This window comes from Mycobacterium sp. 852002-51961_SCH5331710 (assembly GCF_001665535.1).
In the GTDB taxonomy this organism is placed as follows: Bacteria; Actinomycetota; Actinomycetes; order Mycobacteriales; family Mycobacteriaceae; genus Mycobacterium.
Genome location: NZ_LZSQ01000113.1, coordinates 19,044 through 32,963, shown reverse-complemented (window position 1 = coordinate 32,963; position 13,920 = coordinate 19,044). Strand labels below are relative to the sequence as shown.

Annotated in this window: 19 protein-coding genes; 11 read left to right on the top strand and 8 right to left on the bottom strand. The window is 67.0% G+C overall.

All coding sequences use genetic code 11. The features are described 5' to 3' along the window. Positions 1-48 precede the first annotated feature (48 nt). Positions 49-327: a DUF1876 domain-containing protein gene (locus A5752_RS19920; RefSeq protein WP_067089093.1), complete on the top strand. Its 279-nt coding sequence runs from the start codon at positions 49-51 to the stop codon at positions 325-327. Positions 328-336: 9 nt separating this feature from the next. On the opposite strand, the gene A5752_RS19915 is transcribed toward A5752_RS19920, so the two are convergent. From A5752_RS19915 to A5752_RS19900, 4 genes are all read right to left on the bottom strand, one after another. After that, positions 337-1,449: a 3-beta-hydroxysteroid dehydrogenase gene (locus tag A5752_RS19915; protein ID WP_067089090.1), complete on the bottom strand. Its 1,113-nt coding sequence runs from the start codon at positions 1,447-1,449 to the stop codon at positions 337-339. Between the two features lie 63 nt (positions 1,450-1,512). Then, entirely contained in the window at positions 1,513-1,725 is a 213-nt protein-coding gene (locus tag A5752_RS19910; protein ID WP_067089088.1) for an exodeoxyribonuclease VII small subunit, read from the bottom strand. Beyond that, positions 1,722-2,960: an exodeoxyribonuclease VII large subunit gene (xseA, locus tag A5752_RS19905; protein ID WP_067089085.1), complete on the bottom strand. Its 1,239-nt coding sequence runs from the start codon at positions 2,958-2,960 to the stop codon at positions 1,722-1,724. The genes A5752_RS19910 and xseA overlap by 4 nt, the downstream gene beginning before the upstream one ends. 22 nt (positions 2,961-2,982) lie before the next feature. Further along, complete coding sequence (locus A5752_RS19900; protein ID WP_067089083.1) at positions 2,983-3,549, bottom strand: lipid droplet-associated protein; 567 nt, start codon at positions 3,547-3,549, stop codon at positions 2,983-2,985. Between the two features lie 73 nt (positions 3,550-3,622). On the opposite strand from A5752_RS19900, the gene A5752_RS19895 reads away from it, so the two are divergent. After that, the gene (locus A5752_RS19895; RefSeq protein WP_067089080.1) at positions 3,623-4,624 is read left to right on the top strand and encodes a 4-hydroxy-3-methylbut-2-enyl diphosphate reductase; all 1,002 of its coding nucleotides are present in this window, start codon (positions 3,623-3,625) and stop codon (positions 4,622-4,624) included. An 11-nt stretch (positions 4,625-4,635) separates the two neighbouring features. Next, a complete protein-coding gene (locus tag A5752_RS19890; protein WP_082963982.1) occupies positions 4,636-6,429 on the top strand; it encodes a penicillin-binding transpeptidase domain-containing protein in 1,794 nt (597 codons plus the stop codon). Here A5752_RS19890 and A5752_RS19885 read toward each other — a convergent pair. After that, positions 6,426-7,544, bottom strand: a complete 1,119-nt coding sequence (locus tag A5752_RS19885) for a DUF6542 domain-containing protein (RefSeq protein ID WP_067089077.1) — start codon at positions 7,542-7,544, stop codon at positions 6,426-6,428. The two genes, A5752_RS19890 and A5752_RS19885, sit on opposite strands and share 4 nt — an antisense overlap. An 84-nt stretch (positions 7,545-7,628) precedes the next feature. On the opposite strand from A5752_RS19885, the gene ychF reads away from it, so the two are divergent. After that, entirely contained in the window at positions 7,629-8,702 is a 1,074-nt protein-coding gene (gene ychF / locus A5752_RS19880) for a redox-regulated ATPase YchF (protein WP_067089075.1), read from the top strand. A gap of 10 nt (positions 8,703-8,712) precedes the next feature. On the opposite strand, the gene arr is transcribed toward ychF, so the two are convergent. Beyond that, the gene (gene arr / locus A5752_RS19875) at positions 8,713-9,123 is read right to left on the bottom strand and encodes an NAD(+)--rifampin ADP-ribosyltransferase (protein WP_067089072.1); all 411 of its coding nucleotides are present in this window, start codon (positions 9,121-9,123) and stop codon (positions 8,713-8,715) included. 82 nt (positions 9,124-9,205) lie between these two features. On the opposite strand from arr, the gene A5752_RS19870 reads away from it, so the two are divergent. Next, positions 9,206-9,637, top strand: a complete 432-nt coding sequence (locus tag A5752_RS19870; RefSeq protein ID WP_067089070.1) for a hypothetical protein — start codon at positions 9,206-9,208, stop codon at positions 9,635-9,637. A 176-nt stretch (positions 9,638-9,813) separates the two neighbouring features. Here the strand turns inward: A5752_RS19870 and A5752_RS19865 are convergent, their stop codons facing one another. Continuing rightward, on the bottom strand, positions 9,814-10,185 hold the full coding sequence (locus tag A5752_RS19865; RefSeq protein WP_067089067.1) for a VOC family protein: 372 nt from the start codon (positions 10,183-10,185) through the stop codon (positions 9,814-9,816). A 124-nt stretch (positions 10,186-10,309) separates the two neighbouring features. Between A5752_RS19865 and A5752_RS19860 the strand changes: the two genes are divergently transcribed. From A5752_RS19860 to A5752_RS19845, 4 genes are read left to right on the top strand one after another with little or no spacing between them, the layout of a single operon-like run. Beyond that, the gene (locus tag A5752_RS19860; RefSeq protein WP_067089063.1) at positions 10,310-10,708 is read left to right on the top strand and encodes an ester cyclase; all 399 of its coding nucleotides are present in this window, start codon (positions 10,310-10,312) and stop codon (positions 10,706-10,708) included. Positions 10,709-10,732: 24 nt separating this feature from the next. Beyond that, complete coding sequence (locus A5752_RS19855; protein WP_067089060.1) at positions 10,733-11,098, top strand: DUF1801 domain-containing protein; 366 nt, start codon at positions 10,733-10,735, stop codon at positions 11,096-11,098. After that, positions 11,095-11,631, top strand: coding sequence for a GNAT family N-acetyltransferase (locus A5752_RS19850; RefSeq protein WP_067089058.1), 537 nt, complete (start codon positions 11,095-11,097; stop codon positions 11,629-11,631). The genes A5752_RS19855 and A5752_RS19850 overlap by 4 nt, the downstream gene beginning before the upstream one ends. A 24-nt stretch (positions 11,632-11,655) precedes the next feature. Beyond that, entirely contained in the window at positions 11,656-12,204 is a 549-nt protein-coding gene (locus A5752_RS19845; RefSeq protein WP_067089055.1) for a VOC family protein, read from the top strand. A 7-nt stretch (positions 12,205-12,211) separates the two neighbouring features. Here A5752_RS19845 and A5752_RS19840 read toward each other — a convergent pair whose 3' ends face one another. Beyond that, the gene (locus A5752_RS19840) at positions 12,212-12,475 is read right to left on the bottom strand and encodes a hypothetical protein (RefSeq protein ID WP_067089051.1); all 264 of its coding nucleotides are present in this window, start codon (positions 12,473-12,475) and stop codon (positions 12,212-12,214) included. 125 nt (positions 12,476-12,600) lie between these two features. On the opposite strand from A5752_RS19840, the gene A5752_RS19835 reads away from it, so the two are divergent. Further along, positions 12,601-13,086 carry an SRPBCC family protein gene (locus A5752_RS19835; protein ID WP_067089048.1) on the top strand — a complete coding sequence of 162 codons (486 nt, stop codon included), beginning with the start codon at positions 12,601-12,603 and terminating at the stop codon, positions 13,084-13,086. 152 nt (positions 13,087-13,238) lie between these two features. Then, positions 13,239-13,511, top strand: coding sequence for a WGxxGxxG family protein (locus A5752_RS19830; RefSeq protein WP_067089045.1), 273 nt, complete (start codon positions 13,239-13,241; stop codon positions 13,509-13,511). Positions 13,512-13,920: the final 409 nt, after the last annotated feature.

Sequence of the window (13,920 nt, the reverse complement as noted above, 5' to 3'; positions counted from 1 at the left end):
GCGAATCGCCGATCGGAGGAGCACGCTGGTATCCGGAAGGTGATTGCTATGTACGACAAAGTCCAAGACAACGCCTGGCGCATCGACATCGAGTTCAACGAGGACGACACCCACACCCACGCGACCGTGCGGGCCACCCGCGACGACGGCGAGACGGTGACCGCTCAGGGCGACGCCTACCGCAACCCCCGCGACTCCGCGCAGCCACTGGTCGGCGAGGAGATCGCCGCGGCACGGGGACTGATCGCGCTCGGCGCCGAACTGCTACAGCGCGCGTCGTCGCAGATCGAGCAGAACACGCAACAACCGGTCCACCTGGTCCGCTGACGGTTCGGCTCAGCCCTCGGGTGATGCGGCCGCCGCGACGCTGACCGCCGGTTCCTTCGACGCGTTCTTCATCTGGTCGAACAGATCGACGTAGTACGGCAGGCATTCGGCCATCGCCTGGTCGGTGGTGAACAACGGCCGGTAGCCCAGGTCGCGTTCGGCCTTGGCGATCGAGAAGTAGTTGTCGAGGTAAAGCCGTTCTACGCCAAGGGGTTCGATCATCGGTTTGGGGATCCCGACCCGGAAGTGCAGCCACTGCCAGACGGTCATTGCCAGCCACACCAGGCGACCGGGGACCCGGATCTTCGGGTAGCGCCTACCGCATGCCTCGACGACGGGCCTGGAGAACTCGAACATGTTGATCGGTTCGCCGTCGTTGATGAAGTACGCCTGCCCCGGCGCGCTGCCGCCCGGGACGAGATGCTGGGCGGCGAGGATGAAACCGTGAATCAGGTTGTGCACGTAGGAGTTGTCGAGTTTGACGTTCTTGCTCCCGACGAGAACCTTGACGTGCCCGGCCAGCACGCTCTCGAACACCTTTCGGAACATCGTCTGGTCGCCGCGGCCCCAGATGCCGCTCGGGCGGATGGAGCAGGTGAGCAGACCGTCGACCCCGTTGGCGGCCAGCACGAACTTCTCCGCGGCCACCTTGGTCTCGGTGTACAGGTCGTTGAACCGCTCGGTGTACGGCAGGGTTTCGTCGCCGCCGGAGATGCGCTTGCCGCCCATCACGACGCTGTTGGACGCCGTGTAGACGAACCGTTTGACACCGGCGGCGCGCGCGGCGCGCACCAGGTTCTCGGTCCCGGTGACGTTGATCGCGAAACTTCGCTTGCGGTACTCATCGGTGACGGACGCCCCGCCCATCAGGTCGATGATCGCGGCGGTGTGGAAGACGGTGTCGATTCCGGCGACCGCGGCCGCCACTTGTTCGGGGTCGCAGATGTCGCCTTCGACGGCCTCGAGTCCGGGGTGCGCAGGCAGCGGCGAGGGGGCCCGGTCGAAGGAGCGGACCTCGTGGCCGCGGTTCAGCAGTTCGGTCACCAGGTTGGCGCCGACGAATCCGGACCCGCCGGTGACGAGCACTCGGCCCAGTTCGGTGGTCAGCGTTGAGTCACCCATGGCGAGCAGAGTAACTGAAACGTGTTACAGTTTCGACCCCTCGAGTGATTATTGGTTGCGGTGTCAACTTTCCTCGGTGTCTTTGGCCGCCAGTGCATCCTCGATGCGCTTGCGGGCCCCAGCTAAATGCTCTTCACAGCGTTTAGCCAGTTCTTCGCCTCGTTCCCACAGCTTCAGCGACGCGTCGAGATCGAGACCGCCCTGTTCGAGCTGCTGCACCACCGCGACGAGTTCCTCGCGCGCTTCCTCATATCCCAGTTCACTAATGGGCTTCATTTTCCTGCCCCTTCCGGCCCTTCACTGATCGCAGTGATCGCCCCGTCGGCCACCCGCACGCGCAACCGCACACCTTTCGTGGCGTCGGCGGTGGTGCGCAGCACCTGGGCGTCCGGCATCGTCTGCACGACCGCGTAGCCGCGCGCCAGCGTCGCCGCCGGACCCAGTGTGCTCAGCCGCGCCGACAGATGTTCGATGCGATCGGTTTCGGTGGCCACCAGCCGGGTGACGTCCCGGCGGGCGGTGACGCGCAGGCGGTCGACCTCGTCGGCGCGGGCGGTGACCGCGGCCATCGGCTGCGCCAGCACGGGTCTGCTGCGCAACTGATCCAGGGCCCGCTGTTCGCGGGTGACCCAGTTGCGCAGCGCGTTGCCACCTCGCCGGCACAGGTCGGTGATGTACGCCTGCTCGGCGGCGGCGTCGGGGACGATGCGCTTGGCCGCGTCGGTCGGCGTGGCGGCGCGCATGTCGGCGACCAGGTCGCACAGCGGATTGTCGGGTTCGTGGCCGATCGCGCTGACCACCGGTGTGGTGCATTTGGCGATCTCGCGGCACAGCGTCTCGTCGTAGAAGGGCAGCAGGTCCTCGACGCTGCCGCCGCCGCGGGCGATGACGATCACGTCGACGTCGGGATCGGCGTCGAGCCCGCGCAACGCCTCGACGACCTGGGGCACCGTGTTGGGGCCCTGCACGGCGGTGTTGCGCACCGCGAAACGCACCGCGGGCCAGCGATTGGTGGCCACCGAGATCACGTCGTGTTCGGCGTGACTGCTACGGCTGGTGATGAGCCCGACGGTGTGCGGCAGGAACGGGATCGGCCTCTTGAGGCGCGGGTCGAAAAGCCCCTCGGCGTGCAGCAGCTGACGCAGGCGCTCGATGCGTGCCAGCAGCTCGCCGACACCGACCGCGCGAATCTGGTTGACCCGCAACGAGAACGACCCTCTGCCGACGAAGAAGTTCGGCCGTCCCAGCATGACGACGCGGGTGCCTTCGGTGAGCTTCACCGGCGCGTTGAGCACCAGCTCGCGCGGGCAAGTGATCGACAACGACATGTCGACCGACGGATCGCGCAGCGTGATGTAGGCGGTGCCGGAGTTGGGGCGCGTCGACAGCTGGGCGACCTGCCCCTCGACCCAGACCGTTCCCAGCCGCTCGATCCAGTCCTTGATCTTCATCGAGACGGAGCGGACCGGAAACGGATTCTCCGGTGACTGGCCCTGCTCGGCGTCGGTCATATTCCCAGCCCCGCTGGGGTCGTCACTTCGCGGATGCGCGGGTGATCCTGTTGGCGAGCAGCGTCTGGAACGGCGCGCGGCCCTTGGTGGCCTCCTCATAGGCCAGCAGTGCCTCGAGGTCGGCCACGCGCAGCGTGTTCAGCCGCGCCCGCAGCTGGGCCAGCGTCAGCGACTCGTAGTCGAGCTCGTTGACGATCTCGGGGGCCTCGCCGATCGCCAGGGAATCGTCCTCGCCGTTGCGCTCGGCGGCCGCCTGCGGGTCAGCGTTGCTGAACAGCGCGAACCGGCCCTCGGTCATCCGCTCGCCGTCGCCGGCTGCTTCGCTGTCGGTCCCGGAGTCGTCGAGGTCCTCGTCGAAGGTGGCCCACTCGGGCTGCTCGTCCTTGGGCGGGAAGATCGACTCGAGCGTCTCGTCACCCTTGTTCACCAGGTCGGCGACGTCCTGCTGCACCTTCATCACCAGGTGCGCGAGCGAACTGACGACCGTCATCGGGTACATCAGGATGGTCTGGGGCAGCTTGCGGGTTTCCTCGATGGCGGTTACCGCCGCGCCAACCAGCAGACGGACCCCATACGGTGCGGTTGCCATGGCCACAGCCTACGGGCGACTTCTCGGCTGGGACGAAGGGCCTTGGAACGACTCTGTGCGTACCCTGGTTGTCATGCCGCCGACTATCAACATGGGGATTCCGGGCGCCTCGAGCTCGGTCGCCGGTGGCGTGACCGGTAAACGCGTGCTGCTGGCCGAACCGCGGGGGTACTGCGCTGGGGTGGATCGCGCCGTCGAGACCGTTGAGCGCGCGCTGGAGAAGCACGGCGCCCCGGTCTACGTGCGTCACGAGATCGTGCACAACCGGCACGTCGTCGAGACGCTGGCCAAGGCGGGAGCCGTCTTCGTCGACGAGACCGAGGAGGTGCCCGAGGGCGCGATCGTGGTGTTCTCCGCCCACGGCGTCGCCCCGACCGTGCACCAGACCGCTAAGGAGCGCGACCTCAAGGTCATCGACGCGACGTGCCCGCTGGTCACAAAGGTCCACAACGAGGCCAAGCGGTTCGCCAGGGACGATTACGACATCCTGTTGATCGGCCACGAGGGCCACGAGGAGGTCGTCGGCACCGCCGGTGAGGCCCCCGACCACGTGCAGCTCGTCGACGGGCCGGACTCCGTCGACAACGTCACCGTGCGCGACGAGAGCAAGGTGATCTGGCTGTCGCAGACCACGCTGAGCGTCGACGAGACCATGGAGACGGTGCGCCGGCTGCGGGAGAAGTTCCCGACGCTGCAGGACCCGCCGAGCGACGACATCTGTTACGCCACCCAGAACCGCCAGGTCGCGGTCAAGGCGATGGCCCCAGAATGCGAGCTGGTGATCGTCGTCGGTTCGCGCAACTCGTCGAACTCCGTGCGCCTGGTCGAGGTCGCGCTGGGCGCCGGGTCCGACGCGGCCCACCTGGTCGACTACGCCGACGACATCGACCCCGCATGGCTCGACGGCGTGACGACCGTCGGCGTCACCTCCGGCGCCTCGGTGCCCGAGATCCTGGTGCGCGGCGTGTTGGAGCGGCTTGCCGACTACGGCTACGAGACCGTACAGCCGGTGACGACGGCCAACGAGACGCTCGTGTTCGCGTTGCCGAGGGAGATCCGCCCCGCGCGCGCGTAACGTCATCGAGCGTGCACTCACCGCGAAAATCGTTGGTAAATCTCGCAGTATCCGCACGCGCGCTGCTGGTGGTGGCGCTGATCCTGGCCGCCGCCGGTTGCTCGAACGCCGAAGACCGCCTGAACACCGCGCTGCGGGCGTTCGCCGATGCGTTGTCGAAGGGCGACGCCACCGCCGCCGCGGCCGTGACGACCGATTCCGCCGCCGCGGCGGAGACGCTGACCAAGCTCTTCGAAAGCCTCGGCACCGATGTGCAGGTCAAGGTGGCGTCGGTGCAGCACAACGACGACGGGCCGTCGACCTTCGGCCTCGACACCACCTGGAAGTTCCGCGACGGAGCGAGCGAGTGGGCCTACACGACGAACGGCACCGCAACCGCCTCGGGCGACGACGTCAAGATCGACTGGTCCCCGGCGACCGTCGCTCCCGGTCTCGACGAGGGGCCGCTGTCCTACAGCACGCTCACCCCCGAACCGGCCGCACGGGTCCTCGACCGCACCGGCGCCGAGTTGTTGACCCAGCACATCGTCACGTTGGTCAACCTTTCGCCCGGTGCGGACGTGAATGCCGTTGCCGCGCTTGTCAATCCGATCGCGCCGGGGATCACCGGCGAGTCGCTGCGCGCGGACCTCGACGTGGCGGGCGGTAAACCGGTCACCGCGGTCACGCTGCGCCAGGAAGACCTCGCGCCGATCGAAGCCCAGCTGTCCGCGCTGCCGAACGTCACGCTCGCGCCGCAGACGCGGCTGCTGGCGACCGACAAGACGCTCACGTCGCCGACCCTGGCCGGGCTGACCGAACTGTGGCAACAGCGCACCGATCAGGCCGCCGGATGGGCGGTCAGCGCGCAGACGCGTACGGGACCGCGGAGGGTGGGCGGCCAGGACGCCAAGCCCGTCGGCGACATCGCCAGCACACTCGACATCGCGATGCTGAGGGCCGCCGAAGAAGCGCTCGCGCCGTTGCCCCCGCCGGCGGCGCTGGTGGCGATCCAGCCGTCCACCGGAAACCTGCTGGCCGTCGCGCAGAACGCGGCCGCCGACGCGCAGGGGCCGATCGCGCTGACAGGCCTCTATCCGCCCGGTTCGACGTTCAAGACGGTGACCGTGTCGGCCGCGCTGCAGGCCGGCCAGGTCACCCCCGACAGCATCGTCGCTTGTCCCGCGACCGAGAACATCGAGGGCAGGCAGATCCCCAACGACGACAACTTCGACCTCGGCGACGTGCCGCTGCACACCGCGTTCGCCCGTTCCTGCAACACCACCATGGGCCGGCTGGCGGTGAACCTGCCGCCGGACGCGCTGACCAAGGCGGCCGCGCAACTCGGCCTCGGCATCGACTACACCGCCCCCGGGATGACGACCGTCACCGGCTCGGTGCCGGAGGCCGACACGGCGGCGCTGCGTGTGGAGGAGGGGATCGGCCAGGGCCAGGTCACCGCGTCGCCGTTCGGAATGGCGCTGGTGGCCGCCGCTCTTGCGCGGGGTTCGGCACCGGCGCCGGCGATCGTCGAGGGGCAGCCCGGCAAGCCCGACCGCACGCCCGATCCGGTGCCTGCGGCTGTCGCCGAGCAGGTCCGGTCGATGATGCGCGAAACCGTCACCGGCGGGACCGCCCAGCAGCTGCAGGACATCCCCGGCATGCTCGGCAAAACCGGCACCGCCGAGTACATCGACGACACCCACGCTCACGGCTGGTTCGTCGGCATCGACGGCGATCTGGCGCTGGCGGTGTTCATCAGCGACGCCGGCAGCTCCGCTCCGGCGGTGGACGCCGCGGGCCGCTTCCTGCGTGCCGGAGGCTAGATGTCGTACTCCCAGGAGTCGGCCTCGTAGCCGCGGGGTGCGCTGCGGCGGGTGCGGTACTCCGCGCGGTCGCCGGCCTCCTCGCCGCGGTAACGCACACGGGAGATCGGGTGATGGGTCCCGTTGCCGTTCGTGGCGCCGTTGCGGCCGTGCGGCTCACGAGGCTCGTAGTTGTCGAAGCGGCGACGACGCTCGGGGCGGTCGGCGGCTCGGTCGAAACCCCTGCGGTCGTAGCCCGCGCGGCGTTCGGACGGGGGAGGACCGGGCTGACGCGGGTTGGGTGTGCGAGGCCGGCGACGAGGTTCGGGCGCGCCGGACGGCTCGGCGTGTCGGCCGGAGCGAGCGCGCCGCGGACGCTCGACGAGCGGGTCGATCGGCTCGACCTCGGGCGGCCGGACATGGCGGGACCGCGACGTCGTCGTGCGCCTCGGCCGGCCGGTGCGATCCGCGGCGGGCCTGCCGGCGCGCGATGCCGCCCTGTCGGTCCTGGCGGTCCGGCCTGCGCCCTGGGGACGCCTGCGGCGCGGTGGGGCGGCGACCTCGTCGTCCTCGTCACGGCGCCGCGAGGCGATCAGCGATTTGACCTTCGTCACAATCGCCGTCGCCGCGGTGGCCGCCGCCGTGGCGAGCGCAGGTTTCGGCGCCTCGGAGTCCTCGGCGGCGGCGGGGGACGCGCGACGGGCCGACATCCCGATGTACCAGCGGCACATGCCGATCAGCAGCACGGCAGCCGAGGTGAAGAACATCAGCGGGAAGCGTTCGATGAGCGGATAGCCGCAGTTGATCGCCAGATCCTTGAGCCCGGTGAACTGGCCGCCGGTGAACAGGAAGTAGGAGCCCGGCACGGTCACGAACAGGAGCAGGGGCGGCTGAATGACCGCGGTGAACACCGCCTGCTGTCGGACCGCCAGTACGGCAGCGAGGCAGCCCAGGACGTAGCAGGCGGCGAACACCGTGCTGAGTTCCTTGCTGCCCGATCCGGCGTCGAACGCGAACCCGATCGTCGTTGCGGTGACCGCGATCAGCACAGCACCCCACCCGGGTACACCGGGAAAGTTGGGATGCGCGGAGCGGTGGTCGGCGACGACGGCCGACCGTGCGCGCTGTGCTGACACAGGTAGACCGTACCGGCTTTCACTCCGTGTGGCTGTCAGCGCGGTTCGGGCGTGCCCGGCACGGTCTCCTAGACTCTGGACCCTGTGAGCTTGAACCTGGGAATCGTCGGCCTGCCGAACGTCGGAAAATCGACGCTGTTTAACGCGTTGACGCGGAACGACGTCCTCGCGGCCAACTACCCGTTCGCCACGATCGAACCCAACGAAGGTGTCGTGCCGCTGCCTGATCCGAGATTGGCGGAGCTCGCCAAGATGTTCGGCTCGGAAAAGATCATTCATGCGCCGGTCACCTTCGTTGATATCGCCGGGATCGTCAAGGGCGCCTCGGAAGGCGCTGGGCTGGGCAACAAATTCCTCGCCAACATCCGCGAGAGCGACGCGATCTGCCAAGTGGTGCGGGTGTTCAGCGACGATGACGTAGCTCACGTCGACGGCCGCATCGACCCGAAGTCCGACATCGAGGTCATCGAGACGGAGTTGATCCTCGCGGACATGCAGACGCTCGAAAAGGCGCTTCCGCGGCTGGAGAAGGAAGCCAGGACGCACAAGGAACGCCGACCGGCGCACGACGCCGCCGTGGCCGCACAGGAGGTTCTCAACAACGGGACGACGCTGTTCGCCGCGGGCGTCGACGCATCACCGCTGCGGGAGCTGAACCTGCTGACGACGAAACCGTTTCTGTACGTGTTCAACGCCGATGAGGCGGTGCTGACCGACGAGGCACGCAAAAACGAGCTGCGCGAGCTGGTGGCGCCCGCCGACGCCGTCTTCCTGGACGCGAAGATCGAGGCCGAGCTGCAGGAGCTCGACGATGAGTCGGCCGCCGAGCTGCTCGAGTCGATCGGCCAGACCGAACGTGGACTGGATGCGTTGGCGCGGGCGGGTTTTCACACGCTGAAGTTGCAGACGTTTCTCACCGCGGGGCCGAAGGAGTCCCGCGCGTGGACGATTCACCAGGGCGACACCGCGCCGAAGGCGGCCGGCGTCATCCACACCGATTTCGAAAAGGGCTTCATCAAGGCCGAGATCGTCTCCTACGACGACCTGATCGAGGCGGGGTCCATGGCCGCGGCGAAGGCGGCGGGCAAGGTGCGGATGGAGGGCAAGGACTACGTCATGGCCGACGGCGACGTGGTCGAGTTCCGCTTCAACGTCTAGGTCGATCGCTTCAGTTGATGATCTCCCCGCGTTCGTCGGTGGGGATCTTCGCGAGTCGTTCGCGCCACGCCTGGAGTTCCTCGGGAGACAGCCGCTTCCAGTCGTGGACTTCCTCGACCACGCGCAGTGGCTCGCGGCTGCGGTACGAGCGGGTCGGATTGCCCGGGAACTTCTTGTCGGTGACGTTCGGATCGTCCTCGAATTCACCGGTCGGTTCGACGCGGTACACCCGCGGCATGCCGTCGCCTGCCGCGAGCTCGGCCGCCAACCCCGCACCGTCGCGTAGCGCCGTGAAATAGATGTGGTTCATCAGGATCTCGGGCCGGTAGTTCGACGGAAAGCCCGCGGTGAGCAGGTCGCCCGGCTTCAGGTCGGCCTTCGTCCCGTGGTAGAACGGCCCCTTCTCCAACGCGGCGTTCATGTCCCGAGGCTACGGCCCCGCGATGAGACGTCTGCATGGCGTCGTCCACGAGATGAACCAACGAGCCCATTAAGCTGGATGAATGTCCAGCAAGGTCCCGAGCCGGAAGGCCCGCTTGGCGCACGCGTCCAAGCATGCGGAGTTGTGGAACTCGGGGAAGAAAGCCGAGTGGGTGGCGTCGTGGCGCACGATCTGCCCCGGCGAGGTCCGCATGTTCGACCCGGTCGGGACCGAGGAGAAGCGCGGATTTGCAGCGGTTACGACCGACGCCTTCGACATGTTCCAGCCGATTCTCAGGATCAACATGATCACCGTCCAGGTGAACGGCAACGAGATGGCATGGGTCTGCGAAAATCATTTCGGCACCGAACCGAATGTCCAGACGGCCTACAGTATCGAAACGTTCGCCTGGGACGATGACGGCAACCTTCTCATCAAGACCTACTATCCGATGCCGGAATCCGTTGGTTCCGAAGGGGACCCGTATGCCCACCTGCTGGAAGGACAGCAGTAACCCGGCCCGACGGTGACGGGTCGACACGAGTTGTCGGTGTGCGCATCCAGCCTACGGGCATCAAGCTTGTCTCGCCCACGCCGGTCGGTGCGCTGGCCTCGTTGGCGAGAACCGCGATCCCGATGGCAACCTCGTCAATCCGTTCACCCCGGTCAGCGCCGAAGCTCGGGTCAAATTCAACTCGCGACGTAGTACTGGACCAGACAGAACTCGTGGTCCTCGGGATCGAGCATGACCAGCACCACGCCCTCGTCGTAGTCGTGGCGGACGCCGGTCCATCGTCCACCGAGGGCCTCGACCCGATCCCGTGCCGCGGCGATGTCGTCCACCTCCACGTCGAGGTGTATGCGTACCTTCGTGGCCTTCGGTTCGGGAACGCGCTGAAAAGTGAGTCGCGGCAACGGTCCGGAACGCGAACCGACAGTTGCCCAGTCCGGATCATCCCCGTGTTCGCTCGACACCGGGATGTCGAGCAGCGTCGCCCAAAATGTCGACATCCGAACGGGATCAGCGCAATCGATCGTCAGTCCGGACCAGCGATTGGCCATCGTTTCCCCTCCGCGCTCGGCGTTTGTCACTCCAAGCGATTCTTCCGCACAGGGCCGCTTCGGGCTGGTTTCGGCCGCACCCCGCCGAATAGGGTGAAACCATGCCTCGGAGGCCCATCGCGGAATGAGTGAGCGTGACCTGTCGGCCGTTTATCGCGACTACCTGGGATGCCTGAACGAACGGCGGTGGTCCGACCTCGGCATCTTCGTGGCAGATCGGCTGTCCTACAACGGAAAACGCATGACGCTCGCCGACTACCGCGCTTTGCTGGAAGCGGACACCGCCGCGACACCGGATCTGCTGTACGACCCCGAAATCCTCCTGGCCGACGACCGGTTCGTCGCCTGCCGTCTCTCCTTCCGCTGCACTCCGCGGCACACGTTTCTCGGGATCGAGCCGACCGGAAGGCCGGTTTCTTTCGCAGAGCACGTGTTCTACCGCTTCGAAGCGCAGCGAATCGTCGAGGTGTGGTCGTTGATCGACAAGGAGGCCGTTCGCGAGCAGATGTTGCGAAAGGCCTAGCGGCGAGAGGCTAAATTCGACTTCATGTCCGAAGACTGGCGCGTAGATCGGGTCGACGAAATCCGGTCGTTGATCAAACAAGCCGAACCCGATGTCGTCGAGGAGATCAAATGGCGTAAACCGTCGAACCCCGATGGTGTGCCTGCGTTCTCGCTGGACGGGCTCATCTGCACCCTCGAGATGTACAAGGGCAAGGTGAAGGTGAACTTCGCCAAGGGCTCGTCGATCGCCGACCCGAACAACTTGTTCAACGCGAGCCTGCACGCACCGGTGGGGCGCTCGATCGATCTGCAGGAAGACGACGAGCTGGATCCCGAGAAGTTCAAGGCGCTTATCAACACGGCGGTCGAGGTCAACCGCAGCAACAAGGCGGCCAAGCGCCGCAAGTGAGGATCGCCGACCGGTTACCCCGCAGCGAAGGCAACGTGTCGGTCCGGCGGCTCCGGCACGGCGACGCGCACGCATTCGCGGCGGGCACCCACGATGCCGCAGTACGACGGTTCGGGCACCTACCGCTGCGGGAATACTCGGCAGAGGTGGTGCGTGGCCAGATCGACGGCGTCATCGCTCGCGGGCTGGCCGACGACACGCTCGCCGTGTTGGCCATCGCGGACATGTTGTCCGACGATTTCCTCGGCAGCATCGTCCTTTTTGACATCCACGAGTCCACTGCGGAGGTCGGGTTCTGGTTGGCTCCGCAGGGACGCGGTCGCGGCGCGGCTCGTCAAGGCCTGTCGGCGGTCGCTGGCCTGGCCGCGGAGGTGGGACTCACTCGGCTGACCGCACGAACCGCCCCGGAGAACGTCGGATCTCGTCGGGTACTGGAAAGCGTCGGCTTCGTACAGACGGGCGGTCCCCGGAACGAGGCGACCCCATCCGGAGAAACGACGACGGTCTTGACGTACGAGTACTACACTCTGTAGTACAAGGATGTCGGGAGGCGGAGTATGCGGTGGCGCGGGGTCAGTCATGTCGAGTTCGCGGTCCTGGACTACGACGAATCGATCGCGTTCTACGACGCGCTGTTCGGCTGGCTGGGGTACAGCAGCTTCTCGTCGCTGAACATGGAGTACCAGTCGATCTACTACATGACGCGCTACGTCAACCCCCACAGTTACATCGGAATCCAACCCGCCCGCACCGGGGCCAAGTTGACCCACGCTGACCAGGCCGTCGGCATTAACCACATCGCCCTATGGGCACGCAGCCGAAAAGAAGTCGACCGCCTCCATCGGGAGTTTCTGATCCCGCGCGATATCCCGGTCACCGACACACCGCGGGAGTATCCGCAGTACTGGCCCGGCTACTACGCGGTGTTCTTCGACGACCCGATCAATGGCATCCACTGGGAGTTGGCGTGGGTGCCGAAAGTGCCCACCCCGCGCCAGGTTTGGTCGTTCGACCGCGCACTGCGCGTGTTCGCGAAAGCCAGACCGGATCTGGCGAACACCGTTCCGGGAGTCACCTGGCAGGGTAGGCGGACGTTGTCTCGTTGACGACCGGTCACGGTGCAGGGATGGCCACCCGCACCGAGCCGTCGCACATCTGCGCGGTCGTGCCGGCGACCCGCACCGAACCGTCGCACAACCGCGTCGAAGGGGTGTGCACCCAGCCGTCGCCGGGAACCGTGGGATCGGCGTACTCGATCCTCCACTGCGGATGCGGTGACGGCGTAGCGCCCGCAGGTCCTGCAGCCAATCCCGCCGCGAGCGCCACCGTGCCCGCCAACGTCGCGCCGACCATCGTCTTCTTCAGCCAGTTCGTCATTCCCGCTCGTTCCTTCCGCGAATGCGTCGCGCTGTGTCGCGGCGCCGATGCGGCAAGTACAAGCGGCGAGAGCTGCTACCGATCCCAAGAAACGTGGCCGGCGGAATCGGGTTCAATGTTTGTCGATGGCACGCACAGATACCGCGTCGAAGGTGGTCAAGGCTCCGCTGAGCCGTGTCTTCGAAGCGCTCGTCGACCCCGAGGCGCTCGCCGAGTGGCTGCCTCCGGCCGGAATGACCGGTCGGTTCGAACACTTCGACGCCCGCCCCGGCGGCTCGTACCGGATGATCCTGACGTACGTCGATTCGCCCGCGCACGGGCCCAAGAGCGACGCCGACTCCGATGTCGTCGAGGCTCGCTTCGTCGAGATAGAACCCGACGATCGAGTCGTCCAAACCGTCGAGTTCGACTCGGCCGACGCGTCTTTCGGCGGCACGATGACCATGACGTGGACGGTGACGCGGGTCGACGGCGGTACGCGCGTGGAACTGCGCGCCGACGACGTGCCTTTCGGGATCTCGGCGGCCCACCATGCGGACGGGATGAACTCCTCACTGGACAACCTGGCCGCCTACCTCGCCAAGCGACAGATCGTGTTTCGCGCCGAGTAAGACGGTCAAGCGATGCACGCACGATGCATTTGGCCGATTTTCCCGTGCACGGGATTGGGCGAGTTTCCTTTGGGTAGACCTGTGCCCGAGCTAGGGGGGTGGGCAAAGTGCCCATGGGTCGAATAGCTCCAGACACAAAAGGAGCAATAGAAATGCAGAAGACAGTGGCCGTCGGCGCAATGACGCTCAGCTTGCTGTTCGGCGGCGCCGGTGTGGCGAACGCGACCGACCTGATGGTGCCCGCAACGACCACCACAACGGTCGCTCAGCAGGATGTCGAGCACGAGCAGGAGAGCGACAACACGGGCCTGTGGGGGCTCGCGGGGCTCCTCGGCCTGTTGGGCCTCCTCGGTCTGAAGAAGCGCAGGGACGCCGACTATCCGGGGGTCCGTAACACGGGCACGAACCCGCCTCCGCGCGTGTAGCTCCTGATCGATTTATGGCCCCCGCCAGGTGACAAAGCCTGGCGGGGGCTTCTCGAGTACCGATAGGGCAGAATCGCGCACGTGACGCAGCCGCCGCACCGCCCGGGTCCGCCTGACTGGCGGGGCCGCGGCGCGCCGCCCCCGCATCCGGGCCAGCGACGACCGCCGCCGCGGCCGCCGGAGCCACCAACTCAACCGGCCCCGGCGCACCACGATCAGCCGACCGAACAGCTTCGCGCACGCAAGGGTCCCGCGAGTGCGGGTCCCACGCAACGTATTCCGCGTCCGCCGTCTCCGGCCGACGTGCGGCCGACCCAGCAGATCGAGCGGCCGGCTCCGCCGCCACCGCCGTCCTTCGGATCCGCTCCGGACGGGGGTGAGAAACCGCGCCGCCGCCGTGGCGTCAACA

What these genes read in the sequence shown, in the direction of transcription:
- A5752_RS19855 (WP_067089060.1), top strand. Translation starts at nt 10,733, where the DNA reads ATGTCCGAAGACTGGCGCGTAGATCGGGTCGACGAAATCCGGTCGTTG.
- A5752_RS19840 (WP_067089051.1), bottom strand. Translation starts at nt 12,475, where the DNA reads ATGACGAACTGGCTGAAGAAGACGATGGTCGGCGCGACGTTGGCGGGC.
- A5752_RS19900 (WP_067089083.1), bottom strand. Translation starts at nt 3,549, where the DNA reads ATGGCAACCGCACCGTATGGGGTCCGTCTGCTGGTTGGCGCGGCGGTA.
- xseA (WP_067089085.1), bottom strand. Translation starts at nt 2,960, where the DNA reads ATGACCGACGCCGAGCAGGGCCAGTCACCGGAGAATCCGTTTCCGGTC.
- arr (WP_067089072.1), bottom strand. Translation starts at nt 9,123, where the DNA reads ATGAACGCCGCGTTGGAGAAGGGGCCGTTCTACCACGGGACGAAGGCC.
- A5752_RS19915 (WP_067089090.1), bottom strand. Translation starts at nt 1,449, where the DNA reads ATGGGTGACTCAACGCTGACCACCGAACTGGGCCGAGTGCTCGTCACC.
- A5752_RS19830 (WP_067089045.1), top strand. Translation starts at nt 13,239, where the DNA reads ATGCAGAAGACAGTGGCCGTCGGCGCAATGACGCTCAGCTTGCTGTTC.
- A5752_RS19835 (WP_067089048.1), top strand. Translation starts at nt 12,601, where the DNA reads ATGGCACGCACAGATACCGCGTCGAAGGTGGTCAAGGCTCCGCTGAGC.
- A5752_RS19845 (WP_067089055.1), top strand. Translation starts at nt 11,656, where the DNA reads ATGCGGTGGCGCGGGGTCAGTCATGTCGAGTTCGCGGTCCTGGACTAC.
- A5752_RS19910 (WP_067089088.1), bottom strand. Translation starts at nt 1,725, where the DNA reads ATGAAGCCCATTAGTGAACTGGGATATGAGGAAGCGCGCGAGGAACTC.
- A5752_RS19895 (WP_067089080.1), top strand. Translation starts at nt 3,623, where the DNA reads ATGCCGCCGACTATCAACATGGGGATTCCGGGCGCCTCGAGCTCGGTC.
- A5752_RS19865 (WP_067089067.1), bottom strand. Translation starts at nt 10,185, where the DNA reads ATGGCCAATCGCTGGTCCGGACTGACGATCGATTGCGCTGATCCCGTT.
- A5752_RS19920 (WP_067089093.1), top strand. Translation starts at nt 49, where the DNA reads ATGTACGACAAAGTCCAAGACAACGCCTGGCGCATCGACATCGAGTTC.
- A5752_RS19870 (WP_067089070.1), top strand. Translation starts at nt 9,206, where the DNA reads ATGTCCAGCAAGGTCCCGAGCCGGAAGGCCCGCTTGGCGCACGCGTCC.
- A5752_RS19860 (WP_067089063.1), top strand. Translation starts at nt 10,310, where the DNA reads ATGAGTGAGCGTGACCTGTCGGCCGTTTATCGCGACTACCTGGGATGC.